Source organism: Marinovum sp. PR37 (genome assembly GCF_028807375.1).
GTDB lineage: Bacteria > Pseudomonadota > Alphaproteobacteria > Rhodobacterales > Rhodobacteraceae > Marinovum > Marinovum algicola.
The window spans coordinates 254,645-279,989 of the sequence record NZ_JARAML010000001.1 but is presented as its reverse complement, the minus strand read 5'-3'; the positions used below and the strand labels follow the sequence as shown (position 1 = coordinate 279,989).

Here is a 25,345-nt window from a genome sequence, read left to right as displayed (position 1 = left end):
ACAGCCACCGGGCCCGGGACGCGGGTTGCCTGCGACAAAGGAATCGCTTGCAAGGGGGCCGAAAAGTCGTATTTTCGCGCCCTCTGAGAGATTTGGGGTTGTATATACCGCACATGTGCGCGTATCTGCCCGGAACCATCCGAAACCGCGGGCGCGGCTGACGTGCCCCCCGAGAAAGACTTGAGATTGAGCCATGGCTGTTCAGCAGAATAAAGTGTCCAAATCGCGCCGGAACAACCGCCGTGCGCATGATTCCCTGGTCGCTGCCAACCCCAACGAATGCGACAACTGCGGTGAGCTGAAGCGCCCGCACCATGTCTGCCCGTCCTGCGGCCATTACGCGGAACGTGAAGTCGTTGCCGTGGCAGACGAAATCGAGCTGGACGAAGACGCAGCCTAAGGCTTCCTCTGGCAAGGCCTCTCCCTCATGACCGCACCCACGAGACAGACTGCGGCAGAGGCCGGGCCGGGTGACAGGCGTGTTGTCTTGTCGATTGACGCGATGGGCGGGGACCGAGGTCCCGGCCCCGTTGTCGCGGGATGTGACCGCTCGGCACGCAAAAACCCCGATCTGGGCTTTATCCTGCACGGTCCCGAGGACGAACTGCGCGCGCTTGTCGCCAAGCGCAAGACGCTGCGCGGCCGCTGTGAGATTCGCAATGCCGAGGGCGTTGTCGCGATGACCGACAAGCCCAGCCAGGTGATGCGCCGTGGCAAGGGCACCTCGATGTGGTCGGCGCTGGAATCGGTGCGCGACGGCGAGGCGGCCGTGGCGGTCTCCTGTGGCAATACCGGCGCGCTGATGGCGCTCTCCATGGTGCGTCTGCGCAAGCTGCCGGGGGTAAACCGCCCGGCCATCGGTGTGCTCTGGCCCTCGCGCAACAAACAGGGGTTCAACGTCATGCTCGACGTCGGGGCGGATGTCCGCGCCGATGCGCATGATCTGTTCCAATACGCGCTGATGGGCGCTTCTTATGCGCGCAACGGCCTGCATGTCGATCCGCCGCGCATCGGGTTGCTCAACGTCGGCACCGAGGAACACAAGGGGCGGCAGGAGCTGCGCGAGGCGCATGACCTGATCCGCAACCACGCCCAGAACGGTCGCTATGAATTCGTGGGCTTCGTCGAAGGCGGTGACATCCCCGGCAACCGCGCCGACGTGATCGTGACCGACGGCTTCACCGGCAATGTCGCGCTCAAGACTGGCGAAGGCACCGCCAGCCTGATCGGCGACTTTCTCAAGGAAGCCTTCAAATACACCCCGCTGTCGCGGCTGGCGGCGCTTCTCGCCCTGCCCTCGCTGCGCCGGTTGCAAAAACGCATCGATCCGCGCCGGGTCAATGGCGGGGTTTTTCTCGGATTGAACGGAACTGTGGTAAAATCCCACGGATCGGCCGATGCCATGGCGGTGAGCGCCGCGGTCAAGCTGGCGTTCAAGCTGGCCAATGCCGGGTTCAACCAAAAAGTGGCTGCCCATATCGCGGCAGCCGCGCAGGTCGCCGAACAAGCCAGGGAAGACAACGCCCAGGGTGACGGAGCGACCACAGGAGAGCATATATGACGCGACGCGCGGTTGTTATCGGTGCAGGTCATTACCTGCCCGAACGGGTGGTCGAAAACGCCGAATTCGAAAAGACGCTGGATACCTCCGATGAATGGATCCGCTCGCGATCCGGCATCGAACGTCGCCACTTCGCCGCCGAGGGCGAAACCACCTCCGATCTTGCCACCAAGGCAGCCCAGCGCGCGCTGGACCAGGCCGGGCTCGCGGCCAATGACATCGACGCCATCGTCCTGGCCACCTCCACCGCCGATCTGACCTTTCCCTCCGCCGCCAGCATGGTGCAGGCCAAGCTGGGCATGGATCACGGCTTTGCCTTCGATCTTCAGGCAGTCTGTGCCGGCTTTGCCTATGCGCTGACCAATGCCAATGCGCTGATCCTCTCGGGCCAGGCCAGCCGGGTGCTGGTGATCGGTTCCGAGACCTTCAGCCGGATCATGGACTGGAACGACCGGTCGACCTGCGTGCTGTTCGGCGATGGCGCCGGCGCGCTGGTGCTCGAGGCGCAGGAGGGGAACGGCACCCCGGAGGATCGCGGCATCCTGGCCACCGATCTCAATTCCGACGGCCGCCACAAAGACATTCTCTATGTCGATGGCGGCATCTCGACCCAGACCACCGGCTTTCTGCGCATGCAGGGCAAGGAGGTCTTTCGCCATGCCGTCGAAAAGCTGGCCGCCACCGCCGTCAAGGCGATGGACAGCGCCGGCGTGTCCTCGGAGGATGTCGATTGGGTGGTGCCGCATCAGGCCAACATCCGCATCATCCAGGGCACCGCGCGCAAGATGGGCCTGCCGATGGACAAGGTGGTTGTCACCGTTCAGGACCACGGCAACACTTCGGCGGCATCGATTCCTCTTGCCCTCTCCGTCGGCGTCGAGCGCGGGCAGATCAAAAAGGGCGATCTCATCGTGACCGAGGCAATCGGCGGCGGCCTGGCCTGGGGGGCCGTGGTTCTGCGCTGGTAATCGACGGTTTTTGCACGGGTTTTTCGCCTTTGCCCCGGTCGTTCATATTGACTCGGATTTGCTCCCCCGCCTAAGCTGTGGAAAATCTGGGGAGATTTCTGATGAGCGACAAGACACTGACACGTATGGACCTCAGCGAAGCGGTGTTTCGCGAAGTCGGGCTTTCGCGCAACGAAAGCGCCGAACTCGTCGAACGTGTGCTCAGCCTGATGTCCGATGCGCTGGTCGCCGGTGAGCAGGTCAAGATCTCGTCCTTCGGCACCTTTTCCGTGCGTGACAAGGCCGCGCGCGTCGGCCGCAACCCCAAGACCGGGCAGGAAGTGCCGATCGAGCCGCGCCGCGTCCTGACGTTCCGGCCGTCGCACCTGATGAAAGACCGGGTCGCCGCGGGCAACCGGCGCTAAAGGGCGCGGGCGATGCCGAGCAAATCCCCCGACGCCTTTCGCACCATTTCCGAGGTCGCCGATTGGCTGAACACCCCGGCGCATGTGCTGCGCTTCTGGGAAAGCAAGTTCAGCCAGGTCAAGCCGGTCAAACGCGCCGGCGGACGGCGCTATTACCGCCCCGCCGACATGACGCTGCTCGGCGGCATCAAGAAGCTGCTGCATGACGACGGCATGACCATCAAGGGCGTGCAGAAGATCCTGCGTGAACAGGGGATCAAACACGTTTCGGCCATGTCGCCGCCACTCGAGGAAGATCTCGAGGCGATGATCGAGGCGACTCCACAGGCCACGCCGGCGCCCATGGCACCGGAAACCGGTCAGGTGCTGGATTTCACCAGTCGCAGCGGCCCGGGCGACGCCCCGCCGGACACGCCCGCCCCGAGCGAGCCCGAATCCGCCGTGCCCCTGTCCGCGCCGAGCGAGACACTTCGCGAGGCGACGCCCGAGATCACCGATCTCTTTGCGCCCGAAGGCACCGGCAGCGACAATGCCTTTGCCTCGCCGGAGGAAGCCACACCCGCCCCGAGCGCGCCGGACAGCCCGGCCGAAACGGCCGACACCGAGGATCTGCCGGACTTCTTGCAAAAACCGATGTCGGAACGTCTGGCCGAGACGCCCGGCGGCCCGTCGGCGACACCGCTGCCCGAAGAGGCGCTCGACAATCCGCCGCCGGCTGATCCGGCCGAGACCACGAAGGCCGCCGAAGATGCGCCGCAGGCGCCCTCGGAGCCGGAGCCAGACCCGCTGTCTCATGCCCTGCCCGACCCGGCGCCGGAAGCCACGGCACCGGTCCCGTCACAGGTGTCGCCCGAAGACGACGCCGCGCTGTTGGCCGCCGTCCTGCGCGACTCCGAGGCCGAGGAGGAGGACGACGACGATGATGCACCGCGCGTCCGCGACATCGATGTCCCGCCCGATCCGAGCGACCACGAGGTTGCCGCTGCCCCTGGCCTGCTGACCCTGCTCACCGCACCGAAAACCCGCGACCTGGGGCTGAGTGCCGAGCAGATCGAGACGCTGATCGTGCGGGTCCGCGACCATGCGCGCGCAATGAGTCACGCCGCCAGAAACTGACTTTGAAAATGTTGGCAATTACCTCTTGCCCCGCCGCCGAAAACAGGTATGTAGGCACTCCAGTCGGGCTATGGCGCAGCCTGGTAGCGCGTCCGTCTGGGGGACGGAAGGTCGCAGGTTCGAGTCCTGCTAGCCCGACCATTATACTCCTCCCCCAAAAGACACCCTGCGGTGTGTCGGGTCCTTGTTCGAAAGGAAACCGCACATGACAGGTGTACTCGCAAGCCAGCACATCAGCGATCTGATCGCCCAGGGGGCCATAACCGGCAATCCCGAGATCATCGAGGCGCAGATTCAGCCCGCCAGCCTCGATCTGCGGCTGGGTCACAAGGCCTATCGCGTGCGCGCCTCGTTCCTCGCCGGACAAAATCGCAAGGTCTCGGATCGGCTGGAAGAATTCGGCATGCACGAGATCGACCTCAGCGCCGGCGCGGTGCTGGAAAAGGGCGCGGTCTATGTGGTGCCGCTGATGGAATCGCTCGCCCTGCCCGCAGGTATCCAGGCGGTGGCCAATGCCAAGAGCTCGACCGGCCGGCTCGACTTGCTGACCCGGCTGATCACCGATCAGGGCACCGAGTTCGACCGCATCCCCGATGGCTACACCGGCCCGCTTTATGCCGAGATCTGCCCGCGGTCGTTCTCCGTGCTTGTCCGCCCCGGCATGCGGCTCAACCAGATCCGTTTTCGCAAGGGTCAGGCGGTGCTGGACGACGCCACCCTGCGCGCTGTCCACGCCGAGACACCGCTTGTCGACAGCGAGGCGGTGATCGATGGCGGCCTCGGCTTCTCCGTCGATCTGGAGCCGGCAGAGGGCACGCTGGTGGGCTACCGCGCCAAACCCCATACCGGGGTGATCGATCTTGACCGGATCGGCCATTACGATCCGCTGGAGTTCTGGGAAGAGCTGCACAGCACCAGCGGTCACCTGATCCTCGACCCCGGCGCCTTCTATATTCTGGTCAGCCGCGAAGCCGTGCATATCCCGCCCGCCTACGCCGCCGAGATGGCGCCCTATATCGCCATGGTAGGCGAGTTCCGGGTGCATTACGCCGGCTTCTTCGATCCCGGATTCGGCCATGATGCCGCCGGCGGTCAAGGCGCGCGCGGCGTGCTCGAGGTCCGCTGTCACGAGGCGCCCTTCGTGCTGGAACATGGCCAGATCGTCGGCCGGCTGGTCTATGAGCGGATGCAGGCACAGCCCGACGTGCTGTATGGCGCCGGCTTGCAGTCGAATTACCAGGGCCAGGGGTTGAAGTTGTCAAAGCACTTCAAGTAAGGCGTTTTTTAATTGCAAAACAATCTTTTACGTGGCGATCCTAATGCAAAGCCATAAGCCGGAAGGGAAGGTTCACCCATCACATGAAGTTGAGGCATTACCTTAACTTCATGCAATACCTTAAGTTAATGAATCGCGTTAAATTCATGCAACACATGAAGAGACGCTTACAACCGACCAGCCCGCCGCGCCATGCGGATTGCGCGCTTGGCCTGTTGCGCCTGAGCCTTGGTTTGCTTTGGGCTGTTTCCCCGCGCGCCGCTGCGTTTGGTGACCCGGTCGATGCCGGCATCGATGCCACGGCTCATCGCCTTTTTCAGAAACATCCGCACGACCATGTTGATCAGTTGATTGGCGTTCATCGCCCGCTCTCCCGTATGATGTGCCCATGGAATAACAGCAAATCGTGCCAGAATATGGGCGTTCCCGCGGTCAGTCTTCGAAAAGCTCGCTTTGTCCCGCTTCCGCCTCGGGTTCGTCCTCGCCTTCGCCGAATTGCGGCGTGCCGGGCAGCGGCCGGCTCTCCAGCAGGCCCGCCTGGCGCAGTTCCTTGAGCCCCGGCAGGTCGCGCGCGCTTTCCAGCCCGAAATGATCGAGGAATTCCGGCGTGACAACGAAGGTCACCGGCCGCCCCGGCGTCATCTTGCGGCGGCCAAAGCGGATCCACTCCATTTCCAAAAGCTGATCCACCGTACCGCGCGACACGCTCACACCACGAATTTCCTCGATCTCGGCGCGGGTGACCGGCTGGTGATACGCAATGATCGCCAGCGTCTCGATGGCGGCGCGTGACAGCTTGCGGGTCTCGACCGTTTCCTTCTGCATCAGAAAGGCCAGGTCGGCGGCGGTGCGCATCGCCCAGGCCTCGCCGACCTTGATGACCTGCACGCCGCGCCCCTCGTACCGCCGGCGCAGATGCACCAGCGCCTCGGCGGCATCGCAACCATGCGGCATTCGGGCCTCGAGATCCCTGACCGTCACCGGCTCGGCGCTCGCAAAGAGCACGGCTTCGACCATCCGCTCCTGTTCCGCCATGGGCGGGGCCGCGAAGAGGCTTTTCTCTTCGGTGTCAGTCGATTGCACGTCGTCGCTCATCTATTTATCCGTGATCCGGCGAAGCTCGATCGCCTCGAATGTGCCTTGCTGGCGCAATTCCGCCTTGCCCTCCTTGACCAGTTGCAACGAGGCCGCAAAGGTCGCCGCGGTGGCCGAACGGAGCCGCACCGGGTCTGCCGCCCAACCTTCTGGAAGATATAGGGAAATATCGGTCCAGGTGCCGGCGAACCCGATCATGCCCCGCATCCGCTCCAGCGCCTCTTCCATGGTAAAGACCGAGTCGCGGTCCATCACGAAGGGACGGAATTCGTCGCGCGTGCGGATGCGGGCATAGCCCTGCATCAAGTCCAGCAAGGTCGCCGTGTAAGTCACTGACTTCACGCGCTCAACCGTCTCCGGCACCCCGCGCGCGAAAACATCGCGCCCAAGCCGGTTGCGGGCCATGAGCTGGGCGGCGGCGGTGCGCATCGCCTGCAAACGTTCGAGCTGGAACGCCAGATGCGCCGCCAGGTCCTCGCCCGACGGACCTTCTTCCTCGGGATCGGGCGGCAACAGCAGCCGCGATTTGAGAAAGGCCAGCCAGGCCGCCATGACCAGGTAATCCGCCGCCAGCTCGATCCTGAGCGCCTTGGCCTTTTCGACAAAGGCCAGGTATTGCCGCGCCAGTTCCAGCACCGAGATCTTGCGCAGATCGACCTTTTGCGTGCGCGACAGCATCAGAAGCAGGTCGAGCGGACCTTCGAAACCGTCGACATCGACGATCAGCGCCTCGGCCGCCAGCCGGTCAGCAACGCTTTGTGGCTCTTGCGGTGTCTCGTCGAATTCGATTTCGTCCATAGCCTAGCGCCTTGCCAGAAGCGCCTCAAACTGCGCATCCAGAGCCTCGGTGTCAACCTCTCCTGCCGGCTGGCGCAGCGCCAGCGCGGCGCGTCCACGCAGCATCGCGCCCTCACTCATCGGCCCGGCGTTGTCGGCAACGTCGCGCATCTCGTCGAGATAGCCGTTGCAATGCAGCACCAGGTCACAGCCGGCGGCGATCGCCGCTTTGGCGCGGTCGCCCGGCGTGCCGCTCAGCGCCTGCATCGAGATGTCGTCGGTCATCAGCAAACCGGCAAAGCCGATCTCTTCACGGATCAGGTTGATCATCGCACCGGATTGCGTGGCCGGGAAATGTGGATCGACCGCCTCGAAGATCATATGCGCGGTCATGCCCATCGGCACATCGCTCAGCGCGGCAAAGGGCACCCAATCGACCGCCCGCAGCTCATGCACAGAGGCCCGCGTATGCGGCAGCTCGAGATGGCTGTCGACACGGCCCCGGCCATGGCCCGGGATGTGTTTCATCACCGGCAGCACGCCACCATCGAGCAGTCCGCGCACCACCGCGCGGCCGACGTCGGTCACCTGGTCGGGGGTTTCGCCGTAGCAGCGGTTGCGCAGGAACTCATGCGTGCCTTCACCCGCCACATCCAGCGTCGGGATGCAATTGACGTCGATGCCAAAGCCGCGCAGCTCTTCGGCCATGATCCGGGCGCGCAGGTACATGCCCTCGGGCGCTCTCGCGCCGAGCCGCGCCACATCGGTCAGCGGCGGACGCCAGCGCCGTGCCAGAGGCGGCAGGATGCGCTGCACCCGGCCGCCTTCCTGATCGATCAGGATCGCGGCGTCGCGGCCCACGGTTGCGCGCAGATCATCGCACAGCGCGCGGATCTGCGCCGCATCGCCAATGTTGCGGGCGAACAGGATAAAGCCCCAGGGGTCCACATCGCGAAAGAATTGCCGTTCAACGCCGGTCAGCTTCTCCCCGCGCGGGGCGAAAATCGCGGCGGTGGCGGTCATTTCACCACGACCGGAATGCAATCGGCCCGTTCCGCCACCAGCGCGGCACAGAACCGGCGGGCCTCGGCCAGATCGCCAAAGCCATGGGCGCGCAGACGATAGAAGGTGCGGCCGCCGCTCTTGGCTTTCTGGATCACCCGCGCCTTGCCGTCAAAGAAGCTGTCGAACCGGCCCGAAATCCGGCCCCATTCCTGCTCGGCGACCTCGGCGCTCTCATAGGCGCCCAGTTGCACAAGGCGGGTGCCGGTGGCCAGATCCGCGGCGGCCAGCGTCGCCACCTCGGCCACGGCGGGGGTGGCGGCCACCGGGGTGACGGCGGACACCTGGCTGGCGCGGACAAGCTCGGCGGGGCGGTTGCGCGGGCGCGGGCTGCGACGTACGCCGGGCCCGGTGACCACCGGCGCCTGTTCTTCCGCCACCGGTTTCAGCGCGGTCTTGACCGGCTGTCCCGCGGCAGGCGCGTCATCGCCCAGCGGCATGGCATCCGCGACCACCTGATCGACCAGCGCCTGGATCGTGGCATCGCCGTCCGGTTTGGGGGCGGTGCCCCCCTCGACCCGGTTGGTCATGATCGCCAGGGACGCGGGCACCGGCGCGGCCTCATCGGTGTCGGGCAAAGTGGCCAGTTCGGTCTGCGCTGCGGCCTCCTGGCTGCGCAGGCGCGGCGCTTCGCGCGGGACGTCTTCTTCTTCCAGCCCCACCGGTTGCGGCGCCAGCGCCACCCGGTCGACCGGGCCCGAGGCGGTGCCACGGCCGGCCACCTCATTGACGGCCAGGCCCTGGTGATCGGCGGCTTCGCCGCCGGGGTTTTCCGGCGCCACGCGCCAGGGCCCTGAGGTTGCCTTGACCACCGGCACGCCGGACACATCTCGCACCAGTAGCTGGTAGCCCCAGATGCCCACGCCCAGCAATAGCGCCAGCGACACCGCCGCCCCCGCCACATTGGCATAGGTGCCCATGCCGGCGCCCTTGCGACCGGGTTCAGGGGTATGTGTCTGGAATCCGCCTTGCCCACCGTATCCCACCGGGGATCCGGACATCTGGTAATCTGCCATTTTCGCCTCTCCGCTCCCCGCGATACGCGCCGCGGGGTTATGCTACTGACTGCTCTATTGACCGGCGACCAGATGTCTTAGCGCATCTCCTCCACCGGGGTCACGCCAAGGATACCAAGACCGGCGGAAATAACAACCGACACGGCCCGCGCCAATGCGATTTTCGCCAGCGATGTGTCCCGGTCACCCTCTTGCAGGAAACGCAGCTCGGGCAGATCGTTGCCCCGGTTCCAGAGCGTGTGGAATTCGCCAGCAAGTTCATAGAGATAGAAAGCAACGCGATGCGGCTCATGGGTGCGCGCCGCGATCTCGACAAGGCGCGGCCATTCGGCCAGTTTCTTGGCCACCGCCAGTTCCGCCGCATGGTCCAGCTTGGCCAGATCGGCCCGGCTCGGCGCGCCGGCCTCGGGCGCCATGCCTGCGTCGCGGGCCTTGCGCAGCACCGAATGCACCCGGGCATTGGCATATTGCACGTAGAACACCGGGTTTTCGCGGCTCTGTTCCAGCACCTTGTCGAAATCGAAATCCAGCGGCGCATCGTTCTTGCGCGTGAGCATGACAAAGCGGGTCACGTCGGGCCCGACCTGATCGACGACATCGCGCAGGGTGACGAAAGTGCCGGCGCGTTTCGACATCTTGAAAGGCGCGCCGTTCTTGTAGAGCTTGACCAGCTGCGTCAGCTTGATGTCGAGCGGCGTCTTGCCGTCCGACAGCGCCGAAACGGCCGCCTTCATGCGCTTGACATAGCCGCCGTGATCGGCGCCGAAGACATCGATAAGGCCGTCGAAGCCTCTGGATATCTTGTCATAGTGATAGGCGATGTCCGGCGCGAAATAGGTCCAGCTGCCGTCGGATTTCTTGATCGGCCGGTCCACGTCATCGCCATGGGCGGTGGATTTGAACAGGGTCTGCTCCCGCGGTTCCCAATCCTCGGGCTTTTTGCCCTTGGGCGGCTCGAGCGTGCCGCGATAGATCAGCCCCTTGGCGTCGAGGTCCTGGATCGCGGCTTCGATCCGGCCGGTGCCATAAAGCGATTTCTCGGAATAGAAATGATCCATCTGCACGCCCAGCAGGCCCAGATCGGCGCGGATCAGTTCCATCATCGCCTCGGTGGCATAGTCGCGCACCTCGGCCAGCCAGACCTCTTCGCCCTGGTCGACATAGGCGTCGCCGACCTTGTCCTTGAGCGCCTCGCCCACCGGGATCAGGTAATCGCCGGGATAGGTGCCGTCTTCGAAGGCGACTTCCTGACCATGTGCCTCGAGATACCGGAGATAGACCGAGCGGGCCAGCACATCGACCTGTGCGCCGCCGTCATTGATGTAATATTCGCGGGTCACCGTATGGCCGGAATAATCCAGCAGGCTGGCCAGCGCGTCGCCAAAGACCGCGCCCCGGGTGTGGCCCACGTGCAGCGGGCCGGTGGGGTTGGCCGAGACATATTCGACGTTGATCTTCTGGCCCTGCCCCATGTCGGAGCGGCCGAAATCCCTGCCCTGCGTCAGGACCGTGCCGACCACGCCCTGCCAGACGGCGGGCGACAGCCGCATGTTGAGAAAGCCGGGGCCGGCAACATCGGCCTCGGTGATCCGATCGTCGGCGCGCAGCTTATCGGCCAGCGCCTCGGCGATGTCGCGGGGCTTTTTCTGCGCCGGTTTGGCCAGCACCATCGCGGCATTGGTGGCCATGTCGCCGTGCAGCGGATCGCGCGGCGGTTCCACCGCCACATTGGCGAAATCGAGGCCCTCGGGCAGCAAGCCCTCGGCGGTCATCTGGTCGAGCGCGGCAATCACCGTCCCGCGCAGGTCGGAAAAGAGGTTCATCGTCTGGTCCTTCAAGCTTGCCCGGGGTTTATCATGCCGCGCGCGGGCGTCAATCGAAGCCTCGGGCCGCCGCCCGGCCCGCCCGCGGCACGCGCCGGCCTGTCAGCCGTCGCCCGTCGACCCGCCGCAGAGCTGTCGGTTCGATTGCAGGGCGAAGCGATCGGTCATGCCCGCGATGTAATCCGACACGCTGCGCGCGCGTCTGACCATGTCATCGGGCGCCTGTCGCAACTCGGCGTGCCAGGCTTCGGGCAGCAAATCGGGGCTTTTCATGTAGATCGCAAAGAGGTTTTCCACCGCCTGCCCGACCTCGCGGCGCACCTCCATCACACCCGGCGCCCGGTACATGCGCTGAAACAGAAAGCTGCGGATCGCCTGAATGTCCTGCCAGAGCGGCGTCGAAAACCGGACCACCGGGCCGGAATGCTCGCGGATGTCCTGGGCCGAGGTGGCGCCGGTCTCCTGCAAAAGCGCCGCAGACGTGTCGATCACATCTGCAACCATCACACCAAAGACGCGCCGCAAGCCTTCGTGGCGCCTGCGTTTTTTCTGCAACCCGGGATATCTCGCATCAACCTCGGAAAAACAGGCGCCGACAATCGGCAGATCGCAGATATCGGCCTCGGTAAAGAGCCCGGCGCGCAGCCCGTCGTGCAGATCGTGGTTGTTGTAAGCGACGTCATCGGCGATGGCCGCAACCTGCGCCTCGGCGCTGGCGTGGGTGTGCAATTCAAGGTCGTGCCGGGCATCATATGCGGCTAGGGCCCAGGGCAGATCGCCCACCACGGGACCGTTATGTTTGGCAATGCCTTCAAGGGTTTCCCAGGTGAGGTTCAACCCGTCGAACTCGGCGTAATGCTGCTCGAGCATGGTGACGATGCGCAACGCCTGGGCGTTGTGGTCAAAGCCGCCGTATGGCGTCATCAAGGCGTCGAGCACATCCTCGCCGGTGTGACCGAACGGCGTATGCCCGAGGTCATGCGCCAGGGCCACCGCCTCGGTCAGTTCCTGGTTGAGCTCCAGCGCGCCCGAGATCGTCCGCGCCACCTGGGCCACCTCGATCGAATGGGTCAGCCGCGTACGGTAATAATCGCCTTCGTGCTCGACAAAAACCTGGGTCTTGTGCTTGAGCCTGCGAAAGGCGCTGGAATGGATGATCCGGTCGCGATCGCGTTGAAAACACGAGCGAAAATGGCTCTCTTCTTCCGGTTTGAGACGTCCGCGCGAAGTTTCGGGTCGGGACGCATAAGGCGCGATCATCGCAGCCTCCTTGTTGACGGCCTGCGCCGCTTCTATATTGCACCATGGAAGACGATAAAACCGCCCGGCAGGGCGTTTGTGCAGGAAAACCGGAGATTTGTCATGCAGTTGCCGCCGAAAGTGACCGAGCGCGCCTTTGAACGCCTGGCCGAGATCGGCGCCAGTGCCGAGGGCAAGGCCCTTCGCGTGGCCGTGGAGGGCGGCGGATGCTCGGGCTTTCAGTACGATATCCGGCTCGACAACCCGTCCGACGATGACCTCGTGCTTGAAAGCAAAGGCGAAAAGGTTGTGGTAGACGCGGTGTCGCTGCCGTTTCTGACCGAGGCGGTCATCGATTTCAGCGAAGAGCTGATCGGCGCGCGTTTCGTGATCGAGAACCCCAATGCCACCAGCGCCTGCGGCTGCGGCACGTCATTTTCGATCTGAGGTTGGATCAGCCCCGTGCCAAGACGGGCTTGCGAAAGCTGACCGGCATCGCATGGTCCGGCGCGGTTTCCGCCTGGGATTGATCGAATACCAGGTAAGCGCCTGAAACCATGACGATAATCGCGCCGATCAGCGTGCTGGCCTGGGGCACTTCGTTGAACACGACCAGCCCGATCAGCACCATCCAGACGAATTGCAGATTCATCAGCGGTGTGACCGCATAGGCGGTGAGATGGCGCAGCGCGATCACCAGAAGCAGCCGCGCCGAAAACAGCACCACCGCGCAGAGCACCGCCATCATCAGATCGAACAGCGGCATCGGCTGCCAGCCCAGAGGCGCCAGAAGCAGCATCGACAGAAAGACCGCGAGCTGCGGATAGAAGACCTGGGCCAGCGGCGTGTTCTCGCGCCGCCCGATGTAGCGCGACAGCACGATCGAACCGGTGCCCGAGACCGCGCCGACAAAGGCCGCGATGTGGCCTGTGGTAATCGTCGACAGGCGAATCTCGACCATGCACAGCACCCCGAGAAAGCCGCATCCCAGCGCGACCCAGGCAGCCGGGCGCACCCGTTCCCCAAGAATCGGCCCCGACATCAGCGCCGAAAGCAGCGGCACCAGCGCGACAAAGAGAAAGACCTGCGCCAGCGCCAAGGTTGCCAGCGCATAAAAGAACATCACCGTCGCAACCACCGTCAGCGCGGCGCGCATCGCCATCACGCCGGGGAAATTGGTGCGCAGGGTCACCTTTTCGCCGCGTACCCGGCTGCTGCCGAGCGACATCAGCGCGATCAGCAGCGCAATGATGCTCAGAAGCTGCGGCGCGCCATAGGATTGCGCCAGGTATTTCGTGATCGCATCGGAAAAGGTGATCAGCAGCGTATAGATCAGCACCAGCCCGGTGCCGAAAGTCGTGATACTGATCCCTGCCGGCCCCACCCGCATCAGGCGCTAACCTTTTGTGCGCGGGCGAATTCTTCGAAAAACGCCTCGAAATGCCCGGTCGAGGCCTCGGCCTGCGCCAGTCGCGCGCGGGCGGTGTCGGTCAGGTTGGCGCCGATCTGGCTGCGCATCGCGGCCCAGGCGTCAGAGCGGTCGTCCATGCGGAACAGCTGAACCGAGATTTCGCGCAGCGCCGCCGATCCGGCGCGCGGCCGGTGAATGGCCAAGGCCCCCGACTGGCCCCTGCGGCGCAACGGCACTTCGCCAAAGGGCGTTTCTCCCTGAACGCCGGCAAGCCAGGACGAGGTCAGATATTCGTGATAGACATCGGCCACGGGCCGCTGCCCCGGCTGGCCTGCATCCAATTCTGAAATCTCAAATTCGCTCATCTTGCAATTGATCCACTCTTCCCAAATCCCCGAGGGGTTGAAACCTGCATAGCGCATTGCCACGCAAATCTCAGCAAGAAGATCCAGGTTTCCGTCAAGAAAAGCCAAAAGCCCTGCATTCTCCAGCGACCGCAACTCATTCGGCCCCAGATCCGGGTCTTTCCGCCCATACTCCGAGAGGTAGAATACGATGTGCGTCAGCTCGAAGGCAGCCTTTTTGTTGGGCAATGCAAAGCGTTCCGGACGCGCAATGAAGTCACGCAGACGCGCTTCAGCGGCACCCTGGTCGCCAAGTGGATCCATTCCGCGCCGTTGCATCAGCCGAAAAGCCTCGGCACGTTGGATGTCAGAGGTCTCTCCGCCGACCAGATCCTGCCGCAGCGCCCAGGCGCACATCGATTCGGCATGATCACCCGGCATCCCGAGCGCCTCGAGATCGAGGGTCAGCGAGAGGATGAAGCGATAATATTGGGGAAAGAACGCCAGCTTTTCGCGGGCGTTGTCATAGAAGGCGCCATAAGGCTCCAGCAGCGTCGCCGGAACCTCCTGGCCGGTGCATTCGAGGATGTTCAGCAGCTCGGCGTTTTCCTTGAGCCAGAACACATCCTCGGGGCCGCGCCGATGCGCGGCGAATGAGCGGATGAGCGCGCCGGAACGCGCCGCTCGCCGCTCCCTGGGGCCGGGCACATTCAAATAGACAACGTTCGACATGATTGGGTCCTCCGATGAATATCAAATGCGCCCGGTCCGAGCGTGTTCAGTCCTGCGCGCCGCTCAGGACACGCACATCATCGCCTGGACCTGGTCACCGTCGAACATGTCGGTGCCGGTTTCGATCGAGACGCACATCATCGTGTCGACGTGATCGCCGGCCGAGATCTCGGTGGTCTCGATGACCAGTTCTTCGGTTTTGGTTTCGTTAAGGGTTTCTTGAACAAGTGCGAGCATCGTGTGTCTCCGTGTTGAATGTTTTCGACACGGCCAGATTTCTCCACCCTTCCGAGCATTTCAAAACATTTTTCAACTATACCTTGTGGATAAGTCTTTTATCCACACAAGATATGGTATACAGGCATTTGCCAATATTACATAAAACCTAAATCGCACAAATTTATAGCACGGCCGGAAAATCCCAGAAAATCGCGGGTTGCGGCAGTAAATTCCATCGAATCAACTATAGCTTATGCGCATTTCGTCGCTGGACCCGGCGCAATTTTGCGCTTGTCCCCTGACCCTATCGAAAGGATATTGGCCTCCGATCAAGGAGGCCGCGATGAAGATTGCCACTTTCAACATTAATGGCATCAAGGCGCGAATCAATGCGCTGACCGATTGGCTTGGCGATGCCGCGCCGGATGTCGCCGTACTTCAGGAGATCAAGTCGGTCGACGAAGGCTTTCCCCGAGAACATTTCGAGGACATGGGGTACAATGTTGAAACCCATGGTCAAAAAGGCTTCAACGGGGTCGCCCTGCTTTCGCGCCTGCCGCTCGAGGATGTGACCCGTGGCCTGCCCGGCGATGACAGTGACGAACAGGCGCGCTGGATCGAAGCCACTGTAATGGGATCGCAGCACGCAATCCGGATCTGCGGGCTTTACTTACCTAACGGCAACCCGGTCCCCGGCCCCAAGTACGATTATAAACTTGCCTGGATGGAACGGCTGAAAATCCGCGCCGAAACCTTAATGGCAGAAGAGCTCCCCACACTTATAACGGGAGATTTTAATATAATTCCTCAATCAGAAGATGCAGAAACGCCCGCGCAATGGAAAGACGACGCGCTTTTCCTTCCGGCGAGCCGCGCCGCTTTCCGTCGGATCGAGAATCTGGGCTATACCGAGGCCTTTCGCGCGCGGGTTCAGGGGCCCGGGCATTACACCTTCTGGGATTACCAGGCCGGCGCCTGGCAGCGCAACAACGGCATCCGGATCGATCACTTCCTGCTGTCGCCGGAATGCGCGGATCTAATGCAGGATTGCCAGATCGACGCCGCCGTGCGCGGCGGCGAAAAGCCTTCGGATCACGTGCCGGTCTGGGTCGATCTCGCCGCTTGAGACCGGCGGATGCGCGGTGGGTTGAGAACCCACTCTATAAAGCCGCGCATCCCCTCATCGTGCCGTATCGTTCACCCGACAACGCCGCAGTTCAGATCACCCGTTCGACAAACCAATAGGCGCCGACCAGCGCGATCACCGCCGAGGCCGGCACCGCGATGGCGGGCCGATACCAGCTCTTGCGGCCAAACCAGAGCCCGACCGCAAGAAAGGCCATGGCAATCACGGTAAGCTGGCCCAGCTCGACCCCGACGTTGAACCCCAGAAGCGCCGGGATAAATTGCCCCTGCGGAAGACCGAATTCGCTCAGCACCGAGGCAAAACCCAGCCCGTGCAGCAGCCCGAAGCCAAAGACCACAAGCGGCCGCCAGGCGTGCATCCGGGGCGAAAAGATGTTCTCGACCGCGACATAGACAATCGAGGCGGCAATGATCGGCTCGACGATACTGCCAGGAATGGTGACGATGCCAAGCGCGCCAAGCGCCAGCGTCACCGTATGGGCGGCGGTGAACGCGGTGACCTGCCACAACAGCGGGCCAAGCCGCGTGCTGAGAAAGAACAGCCCCAACACAAACAGGATGTGATCCAGCCCCTTGGGCAGGATATGGTCAAAGCCGACCGGGATATATTCGGCAAAGACCGCAAACCCGGATTTCGGCGTCTGCCCGGTCGGCAGGATGCTGTCGCTCATGTCGCCGCCCTCGATTATGCCGGTATAGCCCGTCTCGAGCCCCAACTGCCGCAACACCAGGGTGCCGTAGCCGTCGGGCCAGTGCAGCACCAGCGGCGCGGTGCTGTTCGACAGATCCGCGCGCAGCGACAACGTGCTTTCGCGCGCAAACGTCGGATTGCCGATTTCGCCCGGTGCAAAGCCGGTCACCGCCAGCGGCACCGCCGTCCCGCCGCTTTCCAGCCGGATCGCCTCGGCCATGGTGTCGGCCGTCGGTGCCATGCGCTCGGCCAGGTCTTCGGGCGTTAGCGCGCGCAGGGCGTCATAGACATCGGAGCGGTCGGTGGTGTTGGTGTCTTCGAGCCCGTCAAGATCGATCCCGGCGATGAACGCCTCGGCATTCAGCCGCAGCTCGATCTGCGCCGCACCCTCGGTCACCGTGAGATCGCCAATCGTCGGCATCACCTCATGCGCCCCGGCCGCGCCCGCCCAAAGGCCCAATACACTCAACAAAATCCGCTTCATCACAATCTCACCCTGTTTGCCTGGCGGCAGAATGCCGCGATCCTTCCCAGCTGCAACCCCAAGCTACGGCTTGCGGCGAAAAAAGTTTCGCGCCATGAAGGGCTTCAATGGGGAATGTTCTTTGCATAGGGTCCGTGCTCTGGGACGTGATCGGCCGGTCGGCCTCGGTGATGCGCCAGGGCTCCGACGTGCCCGGCCGGATCACCCAGATCCCCGGCGGCGTGGCGCTCAATATCGCCATGACTCTGGTGCGTTTCGGCATGAAACCGGCGCTTCTGAGCGCGGTGGGCCGCGATGTGCTGGGCGATGTGCTGATCGCCGAATGCGAGGGCATGGGCCTGGATTGCACCTGGCTCTATCGCTCCGAGGATCTGCCAACCGATCGCTACATGGCAATCGAAGGCGCCAATGGTCTGATTGCCGCCATCGCCGATGCGCATTCGCTGGAAGCCGCCGATGACAAGATCCTGCGACCGCTGAAAGACGGCCGGCTGGGCAGCGCCGAGGCGCCCTATGCCGGACTGATCGCGCTTGACGGCAACCTGACCGAAACCCTGCTGTCGAAGATTTCCCGCGATCCGGCCTTTGCCGCCGCCGATCTGCGTGTCGCCCCCGCCTCGCCGGGCAAGGCCGAGCGGTTGCAGCCCTTTGTCACCCGCCCCGGCGCGGTGCTCTACGTGAACCGCGAAGAGGCCGGCATCCTGTGTCAGAGCGATTTTGCCGACGCCCCCGGCGCGGCCGCGGCGCTGGTTGCCCGGGGGGCGAAACGTGCGGTGGTGACCGATGGCGGCAACGCCTGTGCCGATGCCTCGGCCGAGGGGCTGGTGTCGGAACGCCCGCCCGAGGTGTTGGTGACACGGGTCACCGGCGCGGGCGATACCTTCATGGCGGCGCATATGGCCGCCGAAGCCGCCGGCCAGGACCGCGAGGCCGCACTCAGCCGCGCCCTGACCGCCGCCGCACGTTATGTCTCCGGAGAAACACCCCATGATTGAGATCCGCTATTCCGCCGAAGTGAACAAGGCCCGCGCCGAGAACATCCCGCTGGTCGCGCTGGAAAGCACGATCATCACCCATGGCATGCCCTGGCCCAAGAACCTCGAGATGGCGCGCGGGGTCGAACAGGTGATCCGCGACAATGGCGCCATCCCGGCGACGATCGCGGTGATCGAGGGTCAGCTCTGCATCGGGCTCGACGATGCCCAGCTCGAAGGGCTGGCGCAGACCAAGGGTGCGGCCAAGCTGTCGCGCGCCGACATGGCGGCCTGCATGGCCACCGGTGGCACCGGCGCCACCACCGTGGCGGCGACGATGATCGGCGCGGCGCAGGCCGGGATCGGCGTCTTTGCCACCGGTGGCATTGGCGGGGTGCATCGCGGCGCCGAACAGAGCTTTGACATCTCGGCCGACCTGCAAGAGCTGTCGCGCACCGCCGTCACCGTGGTGGCGGCCGGCGCCAAGGCGATCCTCGACCTGTCGAAGACGCTGGAGGTGCTGGAAACCCTGGGCGTGCCGGTGATCGCCTATGGCCAACAGGCCTTTCCAGCCTTCTGGTCGGCGACCTCGGCTTACCGTGCGCCGCTGAGAATGGACGATCCCGAAACCATCGCCCGCGCCCACCTGGCGCGCGGCGCGCTGGGCCTCTCGGGTGGCCAGTTGGTGGCCAATCCGATCCCGGCCGAGGCCGAAATCCCACGCAGCGAGATCGACCCGGTGATCGCCCGCGCCCTGGCCGACGCCCAGACCCACAACATCGGCGGCAAGGATGTGACGCCCTATCTGCTGCAACGGATCTACGAGTTGACCGAAGGCCGTTCGCTCACCGCAAATATCGCGCTGGTCCGCAACAATGCCCGCCTCGGGGCCGAGATCGCCTGCGCTTTGGGCAAAATCGTTACCTGAACAGGTTATTCACGTCCCAAGCCATTGAGGTTGGCATGCAAAATGCATAGCTTGGCCGACGGGGATGACCACGGGATCACGGACCTGAATGACCACGCCATTTGATGAAGATCCACTGCCGCGGCCGCGGTCGGGGTGGATGGCAAGCCGGATGGCCAGTCTGCGCGCCTCTTTCCTGACCGGGATCGTGGTGATTGCGCCCGTCGGCCTGACGGTCTGGCTGATCTGGACGGTAATCGGCTGGGTCGATGGCTTTGTCTGGCCGTTCGTGCCGCAGGCCTATCAACCCGAAGCCCTGCTCAACCGCTTTCTCGGCATCCGCGATGCCTCTGATCCCGATTGGATCAGCGTCAACGTGCGCGGCGTCGGCGTCATCGTCTTTCTGCTCTTTACCCTGCTGGTCGGCTGGATCGCCAAGGGGCTGATCGGCCGCTCGCTGGTGCGCTATGCCGAGAGCCTGGTCGAGCGGGTGCCGGTGGTGCGTTCGATCTATTCCGGGGTCAAGCAGATCGCCGAGACGGTGTTCAACCAGGAGGACCGGTCGTTCGAGAAAGCCTGCCTGATCCAGTATCCGCGCAAGGGGATCTGGGCGATCGGCTTCATCTCGACCACCGCCAAGGGCGAGATTTCGCGCCGCGCCGAAACCGGCGGGCGGCTGATGTCGATCTTTGTGCCGACCACGCCGAACCCGACCTCGGGGTTTCTGCTGTTCTTTCCCGAGGAAGACGTGATCGAGCTCGACATGACCGTCGAACAGGCGGCCAAACTGGTGATCTCGGCCGGGCTGGTCTATCCCAACGGCGACGACCCGACCAAGCCGCCGCGAAAATGATCCGGCGCCGGGTCGGCGCAGCAAGTCCATACAGAAGAAACACGTCCCGGACACGATCCGGGACCCAGGGCTGCACCCCATAACCCCAGCGCAGCTCCGGGGCGGTGGACATTGCGCCGCAGATGCGCGGTGATCTCCGGCGGGATATTGGCGATATGGTTGACCGCGGCGGCGGGTTCGAAAAACGCGAGCTCCGGCTTGGCGACGTCGCATCCCATCTTGGCATGAGGTCGGGTCATGGGGCCTGATCCTGTGATGCAAAGTACGCGTGAACAGCCTCGCGCAACGGAGCAGCTTGCGGGCGTCGGGACGGGATCACGGATAGCGTCCGTATGTGCCGGGCAATTGTCGCGCTCTCGACAGTGGTATCCCGGGTGGGCGTCGCGGTTGGGGCCGAGCCGGAGACGCCAGCCGGAAAAGCCGGCGCGTACCTGGAACTTTGTCACGCAGGTTTTGCAATGATCCGGCACAGTTGCCGACAGGTCTTTCGCCACATGATGCCCTGTACCGCCCGGCGCGGGAGGGCTATGACGAAGACCGTGATTGGCCCGGTTCCGGGCGGCAAAGACAGGCAAGGCATGACCCCGACACCTTCCGAGATGCTCAGCGCCTTCGGGCGGATCGGGCTTTTGTCTTTTGGCGGCCCGGCGGCGCAGATCGCGGTGATGCACCGCGAGCTGGTCGACGACCGCAAGTGGATGACCGAGGCCCAGTTCCTGCGCGCGCTCAGTTTCTGCATGATGTTGCCCGGCCCCGAGGCGATGCAGCTTGCCACCTATGCCGGTTGGCGGTTGCGCGGCACCTTCGGCGGCGTGCTGGCCGGGCTGCTCTTTGTCCTGCCGGGGGCCGTGGTCATCACCGCGCTGGCCGCGATCTACATCAGCTATGGCGAAGTGCCGCTGGTGCAGACGCTGTTTCTGGGCGTCAAGGCAACGGTGATCGTCATCGTCGCCCAGGCGCTGGCGCGGCTATCGGGCAAGGCGCTGAAAGGCGCGGGCGACGTGGCGCTGGCGGTGGCGGCATTCGTGGCGCTCTTTGCCCTGCACCTGCCGTTTCCGCTGATCATCGCGCTGGCGGCGCTGATCGGCGCGCTGCGCGCGCCTGTGGTGCCGGACGAGGCCCTGCCGCCGCGCCGGGGCCGCGCACCCTGGCTGGCGGTTCCGGTCTGGGGCGGGCTCTGGCTGCTGCCGCTGGTGGTCCTCTGGACGCTCAACATGCCCTTCCTGCTCGATCTGGCGCTGTTCTTCGGCAAGCTGGCGCTGGTCACCTTCGGTGGCGCCTATGCGGTGCTGGCTTATATGACCCAGGAGGTGGTGCAGGCCCAGGGCTGGATCACCACCGCCGAGATGATCGACGCGCTGGGCCTGGCCGAGACCACCCCCGGCCCGCTGATCCTGGTGACACAATTCGTCGGCCACCTGGCCGGCTTCAACGAGACCGGCTGGGCCGGGTTTGCCCTGGCCGGGGCGCTGACCCTCTGGATGACCTTCACCCCCTGTTTCCTGTGGATCTTCGCCGGCGCGCCCTATCTCGAACAGATCACCGCCCGGCCGCGGATCGGCGCCGCGCTCTCGGCGGTGACGGCGGCGGTGGTCGGTGTGATCGCCAATCTCTCGGTCTGGTTCGCCATCGGCGTGCTGTTTGCCCAGAGCGTCACATGGGCGGTCGGGCCGGTCCGCCTCACCCTGCCCGCCCCGGCCAGCCTCGATCCGACGGCGCTGCTGCTCACCGCATTTGCCGGCGGTCTGATCTTTGTTCTGCGCCTCGCGGTGCCGCTGACGCTGCTCTGCACGGCCCTGGCGGCGGTGGTGCTGATGTGGATCACCGGAATGTGACAAACGGCGGCCTGAGCCCCTTTTGTTTCGGCTCGAATCCCGTATGATCCAAGGACGAATTCCGGGGACCCTCAATGAAGACCAGTATCGACTACGGCAATCTCATGCACCGCGCCATGCGCGGGCTCATCCGCGAAGTGCTTGAGGATGTGGCAGAACACGGGTTGCCCGGCGATCACCACTTCTTCATCACCTTCGACACTACCCACCCGGATGTCGAGCTCGCGCAGTGGCTGACCGACCGCTACCCCACCGACATGACAGTGGTGATGCAGCATTGGTATGAAAACCTCGATGTCGGCGAAGACGGCTTCTCGGTGACGCTGAATTTCGGCGATGCGCCGGAGCCGCTCTACATCCCCTACGATGCGATCAAGACCTTCGTCGATCCCTCGGTGGAATTCGGCCTGCGGTTCGAGACCCAGGAAGAGGACGAGCAATCTCTCGCCGCGCTGCCGGACGAGGATGACACCCCCGACACCGAAGCCGACGGCGCCGAGGACAAGCACGACGCCGAGGTGGTGAGCCTCGACAGCTTCCGCAAGTGATCCCGCCCCGGACCTGATCCGGGGTCTCCCCCACAGCTGGCCAAGAGGTCCCGGATCAGGTCCGGGGCGCGGCGCTCCCATCGCGGGGTCCGGCCCGCATGTTAACGCCGAAGGTCGCGGTATTCCGTCGTATACATCATTGATCTTGGCCGCGGTTCTTGTATTGAAGGGGCAAACCGTCAAGGAGTGTCCCGATGACCGAAACCCGCACTGAAACCGACAGCTTCGGCCCGCTGGAAGTCCCTTCGGACAAGTATTGGGGCGCCCAGACCCAGCGTTCGATCCAGAACTTCCCGATCGGCTGGGAAAAGCAGCCGGTGGCCATCGTTCGCGCGCTCGGCGTGATCAAGAAGGCCTGTGCCATGGCCAACAAGGATCTGGGCAAGCTCGACGCGCCGATCGCCGATGCGATCATCCAGGCCGCCGGCGAGGTCTATGAGGGCAAGTTCGACGACAATTTCCCGCTGGTGGTCTGGCAGACCGGTTCGGGCACCCAGTCAAACATGAATTCCAACGAGGTGATCGGCAACCGCGCCATCGAGATCCTCGGCGGCCAGCTCGGTTCCAAGGATCCGGTTCACCCCAACGATCACTGCAACATGGGGCAAAGCTCCAACGACACCTTCCCCACCGCCATGCATATCGCCACCGCGATGACCGCGCATGACGTGCTGCTGCCCGGACTGGAGAAGCTCCATGCCGCGATGCAGAAGAAAGTCGAGGAATTCGACGGCATCATCAAGATCGGCCGCACCCACACCCAGGATGCGACACCGCTGACGCTCTCCCAGGAATTCGGCGGCTATACCCATCAGATCGCCATGGGCATCCAGCGGGTCAAGGATGGCCTCGGCCGGATCTACGAGCTGGCGCAGGGCGGCACCGCCGTCGGCACTGGCCTCAACACGCCGGAAGGCTGGGGCGAGAAGGTCGCCGCCAACATGGCCGAGATCACCGGCCTGCCCTTTGTCACCGCGCCCAACAAGTTCGAAGCGCTGGCCGCGCATGACGCCATGGTCGAGATCTCCGGCCAGCTCAAGGTGGTTGCCGCCTCGCTGTTCAAGATCGCCAATGACATCCGCCTGCTGGGCTCCGGCCCGCGCTGCGGTTTGGGCGAGCTGATCCTGCCGGAAAACGAGCCCGGCTCCTCGATCATGCCGGGCAAGGTCAATCCGACGCAATGCGAGGCGCTGACCCAGGTCTGCGCCCATGTCATGGGCAATGACGCGGCCGTCGGGTTTGCCGGTTCGCAGGGGCATTTCGAGCTCAATGTCTACAAGCCGATGATGGCCTATAACGTGCTTCAATCGATGCAACTTCTGGGCGACGCCGCCTCGGCCTTCACCGACAATCTTGTGGTCGGCCTCCAGGCCGATCGCGACCGGATCGAAAAGCTGATGCGCGAGAGCCTGATGCTGGTGACCGCGCTGGCGCCGGAAATCGGCTATGACAATGCCACCACCGTCGCCAAGACCGCGCACAAGAACAAGACCACGTTGAAGGAAGAGGCCATAAAACTGGGCTTCGTCGACGAAGAGACCTTTGAACGGGTGGTCCGCCCGGAAGACATGGTCGGCCCCAGGTAAGCCGGCCCTTCGAGCCCAGGAAACGCCCGGCACGCGCTTGCCGGGCGTTTTTCTTGACCTATGTCCATGCCTAGTTAAGGTTGTTTCGGCAGAACAGGCGAAGAATGGCCAAGATCATCAATCTCAAGACCGCGCGCAAGCAGATAGCGCGCAAGAAAAAAGCCGCACAAGCTTCTGAAAACGCCGCGAAGTTTGGCCGGACATCCGGGCAGAAAGAGGCCGAGGCCGCGGCTGCGGAGCGCCAGCGCCGCAGGTTGGATCAGGCCGAGATTGAATCGCCCCCTTCCGGTGCCAATGATGACACGAATTCGCCTTAAAGTTTTGTAGAACTCGAAAAAATTGCGTAGTCTGCGGGCCGCACCAGGTAAGGTTTCTGCCAGAACCTTCTGATAAGCCATGTTTTACAATCTCTGCCTGTACCGGTGGCGAAGCGTTCTGGCCAAAAGAGTCCGGTCCTGGGTGTGGCTTGCTGTTGTGGGGAAGCTTGTCATGAACGGACGGCCCAAAAAACGATCACTGACGCTGCGGGGCCACCGCACGTCGGTCTCGCTCGAAGATGACTTCTGGCGCGCCTTTCGCGATATCGCCGATGAAAAAGGCCGGGCGATCAACGCCCTGGCCGCCGAGATCGACGAAGAGCGCGGCACCGATTGCGGGCTGGCCTCGGCCATCCGCCTGTTTGTGCTGCGCCACTATCGCAACGCCGCCTAAAAGCCCTCTTTCTGCGCCAGCGCCCAGGCGCAGATCGGAAAGTGCTCGTCATTGCTCAGGTCGTCATGGTCACGGTCCAGGACCGGCGGCCATCTGCCCACCAGGTTGCGCAGCCCCGCCGCCCGGTTGCCCCATTGGTCTGCAACCACGTTGTCCTCGGAAAACCCGGCCTCGATCAACAGGTTGGCCAGGCCCCGCGCCGACCAGCGCGAGCAATCCACCGGCGCCGCGTGATACGGCACGAAAAACGGCACGGCGAGCCAGAAATAGCCGCCCGGTCGCAGCATTTCGCGTACATGGCGAATGGCGGCATATGGCCGGTCGAGATGTTCCCAGACCTGATTGGCCAGCACGATATCGCAGGTGATCGCCGCCCCGTCCTCCTGCAACGGCCCCTGACAGATGTCATGCGCGGGATAAAAAAGCGACCGGTAAGTCCTGAAGCCCAGCGGCTTGCCCCAGGTGCCCGAAATCTCGACCGCATCGAGCCCCGCCGGCTCGAGCGTGCGGATCAGAATCCGGCTCTTCTTCTGCATGTAGACGCGGTTCAAGCTCGCCACGAATGTC

At 63.9% G+C, this 25,345-nt stretch carries 28 protein-coding genes and 1 tRNA gene; 17 read left to right on the top strand and 12 right to left on the bottom strand.

Annotated features, from left to right (window positions below):
* Nucleotides 1–193 precede the first annotated feature (193 nt).
* The 7 genes from rpmF (at nt 194) to PVW49_RS01305 (ending at nt 5,325) form a co-directional block, all read left to right on the top strand.
* The gene (rpmF, locus tag PVW49_RS01335; protein WP_048531890.1) at nt 194–400 is read left to right on the top strand and encodes a 50S ribosomal protein L32; all 207 of its coding nucleotides are present in this window, start codon (nt 194–196) and stop codon (nt 398–400) included.
* Between the two features lie 27 nt (nt 401–427).
* Entirely contained in the window at nt 428–1,561 is a 1,134-nt protein-coding gene (plsX, locus tag PVW49_RS01330) for a phosphate acyltransferase PlsX (RefSeq protein ID WP_048531891.1), read from the top strand.
* Nucleotides 1,558–2,529, top strand: a complete 972-nt coding sequence (locus PVW49_RS01325) for a beta-ketoacyl-ACP synthase III (RefSeq protein ID WP_048531892.1) — start codon at nt 1,558–1,560, stop codon at nt 2,527–2,529. The genes plsX and PVW49_RS01325 overlap by 4 nt, the downstream gene beginning before the upstream one ends.
* A gap of 101 nt (nt 2,530–2,630) precedes the next feature.
* A complete protein-coding gene (gene ihfA, locus PVW49_RS01320) occupies nt 2,631–2,933 on the top strand; it encodes an integration host factor subunit alpha (RefSeq protein ID WP_048531893.1) in 303 nt (100 codons plus the stop codon).
* A gap of 12 nt (nt 2,934–2,945) precedes the next feature.
* Entirely contained in the window at nt 2,946–4,049 is a 1,104-nt protein-coding gene (locus tag PVW49_RS01315) for a MerR family transcriptional regulator (RefSeq protein ID WP_274589701.1), read from the top strand.
* A gap of 64 nt (nt 4,050–4,113) precedes the next feature.
* Nucleotides 4,114–4,190 (top strand) — tRNA-Pro (locus PVW49_RS01310).
* 64 nt (nt 4,191–4,254) lie between these two features.
* Complete coding sequence (locus PVW49_RS01305; protein WP_274562313.1) at nt 4,255–5,325, top strand: 2'-deoxycytidine 5'-triphosphate deaminase; 1,071 nt, start codon at nt 4,255–4,257, stop codon at nt 5,323–5,325.
* 167 nt (nt 5,326–5,492) lie between these two features.
* On the opposite strand, the gene PVW49_RS01300 is transcribed toward PVW49_RS01305, so the two are convergent.
* The 7 genes from PVW49_RS01300 to PVW49_RS01270 all read right to left on the bottom strand — a co-directional run bounded on the left by PVW49_RS01300 (nt 5,493) and on the right by PVW49_RS01270 (nt 12,358).
* The gene (locus tag PVW49_RS01300; RefSeq protein WP_274589700.1) at nt 5,493–5,687 is read right to left on the bottom strand and encodes a hypothetical protein; all 195 of its coding nucleotides are present in this window, start codon (nt 5,685–5,687) and stop codon (nt 5,493–5,495) included.
* Between the two features lie 70 nt (nt 5,688–5,757).
* Entirely contained in the window at nt 5,758–6,420 is a 663-nt protein-coding gene (scpB, locus tag PVW49_RS01295) for an SMC-Scp complex subunit ScpB (protein ID WP_048531896.1), read from the bottom strand.
* Nucleotides 6,421–7,218 (bottom strand): segregation and condensation protein A, encoded by a 798-nt coding sequence (locus tag PVW49_RS01290; protein WP_048531897.1) that lies wholly within the window; start codon nt 7,216–7,218, stop codon nt 6,421–6,423.
* A 3-nt stretch (nt 7,219–7,221) separates the two neighbouring features.
* Nucleotides 7,222–8,220 carry a glycoside hydrolase family 3 N-terminal domain-containing protein gene (locus tag PVW49_RS01285; RefSeq protein ID WP_274589699.1) on the bottom strand — a complete coding sequence of 333 codons (999 nt, stop codon included), beginning with the start codon at nt 8,218–8,220 and terminating at the stop codon, nt 7,222–7,224.
* Nucleotides 8,217–9,275 (bottom strand): SPOR domain-containing protein, encoded by a 1,059-nt coding sequence (locus tag PVW49_RS01280; protein ID WP_074835729.1) that lies wholly within the window; start codon nt 9,273–9,275, stop codon nt 8,217–8,219. Before PVW49_RS01280 ends, PVW49_RS01285 begins: the two co-directional genes overlap by 4 nt.
* Nucleotides 9,276–9,352: 77 nt before the next feature.
* Nucleotides 9,353–11,098: an arginine--tRNA ligase gene (gene argS / locus PVW49_RS01275; protein ID WP_074835731.1), complete on the bottom strand. Its 1,746-nt coding sequence runs from the start codon at nt 11,096–11,098 to the stop codon at nt 9,353–9,355.
* 102 nt (nt 11,099–11,200) lie between these two features.
* Entirely contained in the window at nt 11,201–12,358 is a 1,158-nt protein-coding gene (locus PVW49_RS01270) for a deoxyguanosinetriphosphate triphosphohydrolase (RefSeq protein WP_371398863.1), read from the bottom strand.
* Nucleotides 12,359–12,460: 102 nt separating this feature from the next.
* On the opposite strand from PVW49_RS01270, the gene PVW49_RS01265 reads away from it, so the two are divergent.
* Complete coding sequence (locus PVW49_RS01265) at nt 12,461–12,784, top strand: HesB/IscA family protein (protein ID WP_048531902.1); 324 nt, start codon at nt 12,461–12,463, stop codon at nt 12,782–12,784.
* Between the two features lie 7 nt (nt 12,785–12,791).
* Here PVW49_RS01265 and PVW49_RS01260 read toward each other — a convergent pair whose 3' ends face one another.
* The 3 genes from PVW49_RS01260 to PVW49_RS01250 form a co-directional block, all read right to left on the bottom strand.
* The gene (locus PVW49_RS01260) at nt 12,792–13,727 is read right to left on the bottom strand and encodes a DMT family transporter (RefSeq protein WP_048531903.1); all 936 of its coding nucleotides are present in this window, start codon (nt 13,725–13,727) and stop codon (nt 12,792–12,794) included.
* Nucleotides 13,727–14,824 (bottom strand): DUF6902 family protein, encoded by a 1,098-nt coding sequence (locus PVW49_RS01255; RefSeq protein WP_274589698.1) that lies wholly within the window; start codon nt 14,822–14,824, stop codon nt 13,727–13,729. Before PVW49_RS01255 ends, PVW49_RS01260 begins: the two co-directional genes overlap by 1 nt.
* Before the next feature lie 63 nt (nt 14,825–14,887).
* Nucleotides 14,888–15,061, bottom strand: coding sequence for a hypothetical protein (locus PVW49_RS01250; RefSeq protein ID WP_158499031.1), 174 nt, complete (start codon nt 15,059–15,061; stop codon nt 14,888–14,890).
* 325 nt (nt 15,062–15,386) lie between these two features.
* On the opposite strand from PVW49_RS01250, the gene xth reads away from it, so the two are divergent.
* Nucleotides 15,387–16,169, top strand: coding sequence for an exodeoxyribonuclease III (gene xth / locus PVW49_RS01245; RefSeq protein WP_170850517.1), 783 nt, complete (start codon nt 15,387–15,389; stop codon nt 16,167–16,169).
* 91 nt (nt 16,170–16,260) lie between these two features.
* Here the strand turns inward: xth and PVW49_RS01240 are convergent, their stop codons facing one another.
* On the bottom strand, nt 16,261–17,364 hold the full coding sequence (locus tag PVW49_RS01240) for a HupE/UreJ family protein (RefSeq protein ID WP_274589697.1): 1,104 nt from the start codon (nt 17,362–17,364) through the stop codon (nt 16,261–16,263).
* Between the two features lie 107 nt (nt 17,365–17,471).
* Between PVW49_RS01240 and PVW49_RS01235 the strand changes: the two genes are divergently transcribed.
* The 8 genes from PVW49_RS01235 (at nt 17,472) to PVW49_RS01200 (ending at nt 24,778) form a co-directional block, all read left to right on the top strand.
* Complete coding sequence (locus PVW49_RS01235) at nt 17,472–18,359, top strand: PfkB family carbohydrate kinase (protein ID WP_048531906.1); 888 nt, start codon at nt 17,472–17,474, stop codon at nt 18,357–18,359.
* Nucleotides 18,352–19,266 (top strand): pseudouridine-5'-phosphate glycosidase, encoded by a 915-nt coding sequence (locus tag PVW49_RS01230; protein WP_048531907.1) that lies wholly within the window; start codon nt 18,352–18,354, stop codon nt 19,264–19,266. Before PVW49_RS01235 ends, PVW49_RS01230 begins: the two co-directional genes overlap by 8 nt.
* Before the next feature lie 88 nt (nt 19,267–19,354).
* On the top strand, nt 19,355–20,098 hold the full coding sequence (locus PVW49_RS01225; protein WP_048531908.1) for a DUF502 domain-containing protein: 744 nt from the start codon (nt 19,355–19,357) through the stop codon (nt 20,096–20,098).
* A 578-nt stretch (nt 20,099–20,676) separates the two neighbouring features.
* The gene (gene chrA / locus PVW49_RS01220; protein ID WP_074835816.1) at nt 20,677–21,933 is read left to right on the top strand and encodes a chromate efflux transporter; all 1,257 of its coding nucleotides are present in this window, start codon (nt 20,677–20,679) and stop codon (nt 21,931–21,933) included.
* Nucleotides 21,934–22,007: 74 nt separating this feature from the next.
* Complete coding sequence (locus tag PVW49_RS01215; RefSeq protein WP_074835739.1) at nt 22,008–22,481, top strand: SspB family protein; 474 nt, start codon at nt 22,008–22,010, stop codon at nt 22,479–22,481.
* A gap of 194 nt (nt 22,482–22,675) precedes the next feature.
* Entirely contained in the window at nt 22,676–24,067 is a 1,392-nt protein-coding gene (gene fumC, locus PVW49_RS01210) for a class II fumarate hydratase (RefSeq protein WP_048531910.1), read from the top strand.
* A 104-nt stretch (nt 24,068–24,171) separates the two neighbouring features.
* Nucleotides 24,172–24,384, top strand: coding sequence for a DUF4169 family protein (locus PVW49_RS01205; RefSeq protein WP_274562332.1), 213 nt, complete (start codon nt 24,172–24,174; stop codon nt 24,382–24,384).
* A gap of 172 nt (nt 24,385–24,556) precedes the next feature.
* A complete protein-coding gene (locus tag PVW49_RS01200; protein ID WP_048531912.1) occupies nt 24,557–24,778 on the top strand; it encodes a ribbon-helix-helix domain-containing protein in 222 nt (73 codons plus the stop codon).
* Here PVW49_RS01200 and PVW49_RS01195 read toward each other — a convergent pair.
* Nucleotides 24,775–25,338, bottom strand: coding sequence for a methyltransferase domain-containing protein (locus tag PVW49_RS01195; RefSeq protein WP_074835742.1), 564 nt, complete (start codon nt 25,336–25,338; stop codon nt 24,775–24,777). The genes PVW49_RS01200 and PVW49_RS01195 overlap by 4 nt on opposite strands.
* Nucleotides 25,339–25,345: the final 7 nt, after the last annotated feature.

Bases quoted from the DNA above. Each gene is read 5' to 3' on its own strand.
- rpmF (WP_048531890.1), top strand. From the start codon at position 194: ATGGCTGTTCAGCAGAATAAAGTGTCCAAATCGCGCCGGAACAACCGC.
- plsX (WP_048531891.1), top strand. From the start codon at position 428: ATGACCGCACCCACGAGACAGACTGCGGCAGAGGCCGGGCCGGGTGAC.
- PVW49_RS01325 (WP_048531892.1), top strand. From the start codon at position 1,558: ATGACGCGACGCGCGGTTGTTATCGGTGCAGGTCATTACCTGCCCGAA.
- ihfA (WP_048531893.1), top strand. From the start codon at position 2,631: ATGAGCGACAAGACACTGACACGTATGGACCTCAGCGAAGCGGTGTTT.
- PVW49_RS01315 (WP_274589701.1), top strand. From the start codon at position 2,946: ATGCCGAGCAAATCCCCCGACGCCTTTCGCACCATTTCCGAGGTCGCC.
- PVW49_RS01305 (WP_274562313.1), top strand. From the start codon at position 4,255: ATGACAGGTGTACTCGCAAGCCAGCACATCAGCGATCTGATCGCCCAG.
- PVW49_RS01300 (WP_274589700.1), bottom strand. From the start codon at position 5,687: ATGAACGCCAATCAACTGATCAACATGGTCGTGCGGATGTTTCTGAAA.
- scpB (WP_048531896.1), bottom strand. From the start codon at position 6,420: ATGAGCGACGACGTGCAATCGACTGACACCGAAGAGAAAAGCCTCTTC.
- PVW49_RS01290 (WP_048531897.1), bottom strand. From the start codon at position 7,218: ATGGACGAAATCGAATTCGACGAGACACCGCAAGAGCCACAAAGCGTT.
- PVW49_RS01285 (WP_274589699.1), bottom strand. From the start codon at position 8,220: ATGACCGCCACCGCCGCGATTTTCGCCCCGCGCGGGGAGAAGCTGACC.
- PVW49_RS01280 (WP_074835729.1), bottom strand. From the start codon at position 9,275: ATGGCAGATTACCAGATGTCCGGATCCCCGGTGGGATACGGTGGGCAA.
- argS (WP_074835731.1), bottom strand. From the start codon at position 11,098: ATGAACCTCTTTTCCGACCTGCGCGGGACGGTGATTGCCGCGCTCGAC.
- PVW49_RS01270 (WP_371398863.1), bottom strand. From the start codon at position 12,358: ATGATCGCGCCTTATGCGTCCCGACCCGAAACTTCGCGCGGACGTCTC.
- PVW49_RS01265 (WP_048531902.1), top strand. From the start codon at position 12,461: ATGCAGTTGCCGCCGAAAGTGACCGAGCGCGCCTTTGAACGCCTGGCC.
- PVW49_RS01260 (WP_048531903.1), bottom strand. From the start codon at position 13,727: ATGCGGGTGGGGCCGGCAGGGATCAGTATCACGACTTTCGGCACCGGG.
- PVW49_RS01255 (WP_274589698.1), bottom strand. From the start codon at position 14,824: ATGTCGAACGTTGTCTATTTGAATGTGCCCGGCCCCAGGGAGCGGCGA.
- PVW49_RS01250 (WP_158499031.1), bottom strand. From the start codon at position 15,061: ATGCTCGCACTTGTTCAAGAAACCCTTAACGAAACCAAAACCGAAGAA.
- xth (WP_170850517.1), top strand. From the start codon at position 15,387: ATGAAGATTGCCACTTTCAACATTAATGGCATCAAGGCGCGAATCAAT.
- PVW49_RS01240 (WP_274589697.1), bottom strand. From the start codon at position 17,364: ATGAAGCGGATTTTGTTGAGTGTATTGGGCCTTTGGGCGGGCGCGGCC.
- PVW49_RS01235 (WP_048531906.1), top strand. From the start codon at position 17,472: ATGGGGAATGTTCTTTGCATAGGGTCCGTGCTCTGGGACGTGATCGGC.
- PVW49_RS01230 (WP_048531907.1), top strand. From the start codon at position 18,352: ATGATTGAGATCCGCTATTCCGCCGAAGTGAACAAGGCCCGCGCCGAG.
- PVW49_RS01225 (WP_048531908.1), top strand. From the start codon at position 19,355: ATGACCACGCCATTTGATGAAGATCCACTGCCGCGGCCGCGGTCGGGG.
- chrA (WP_074835816.1), top strand. From the start codon at position 20,677: ATGACCCCGACACCTTCCGAGATGCTCAGCGCCTTCGGGCGGATCGGG.
- PVW49_RS01215 (WP_074835739.1), top strand. From the start codon at position 22,008: ATGAAGACCAGTATCGACTACGGCAATCTCATGCACCGCGCCATGCGC.
- fumC (WP_048531910.1), top strand. From the start codon at position 22,676: ATGACCGAAACCCGCACTGAAACCGACAGCTTCGGCCCGCTGGAAGTC.
- PVW49_RS01205 (WP_274562332.1), top strand. From the start codon at position 24,172: ATGGCCAAGATCATCAATCTCAAGACCGCGCGCAAGCAGATAGCGCGC.
- PVW49_RS01200 (WP_048531912.1), top strand. From the start codon at position 24,557: ATGAACGGACGGCCCAAAAAACGATCACTGACGCTGCGGGGCCACCGC.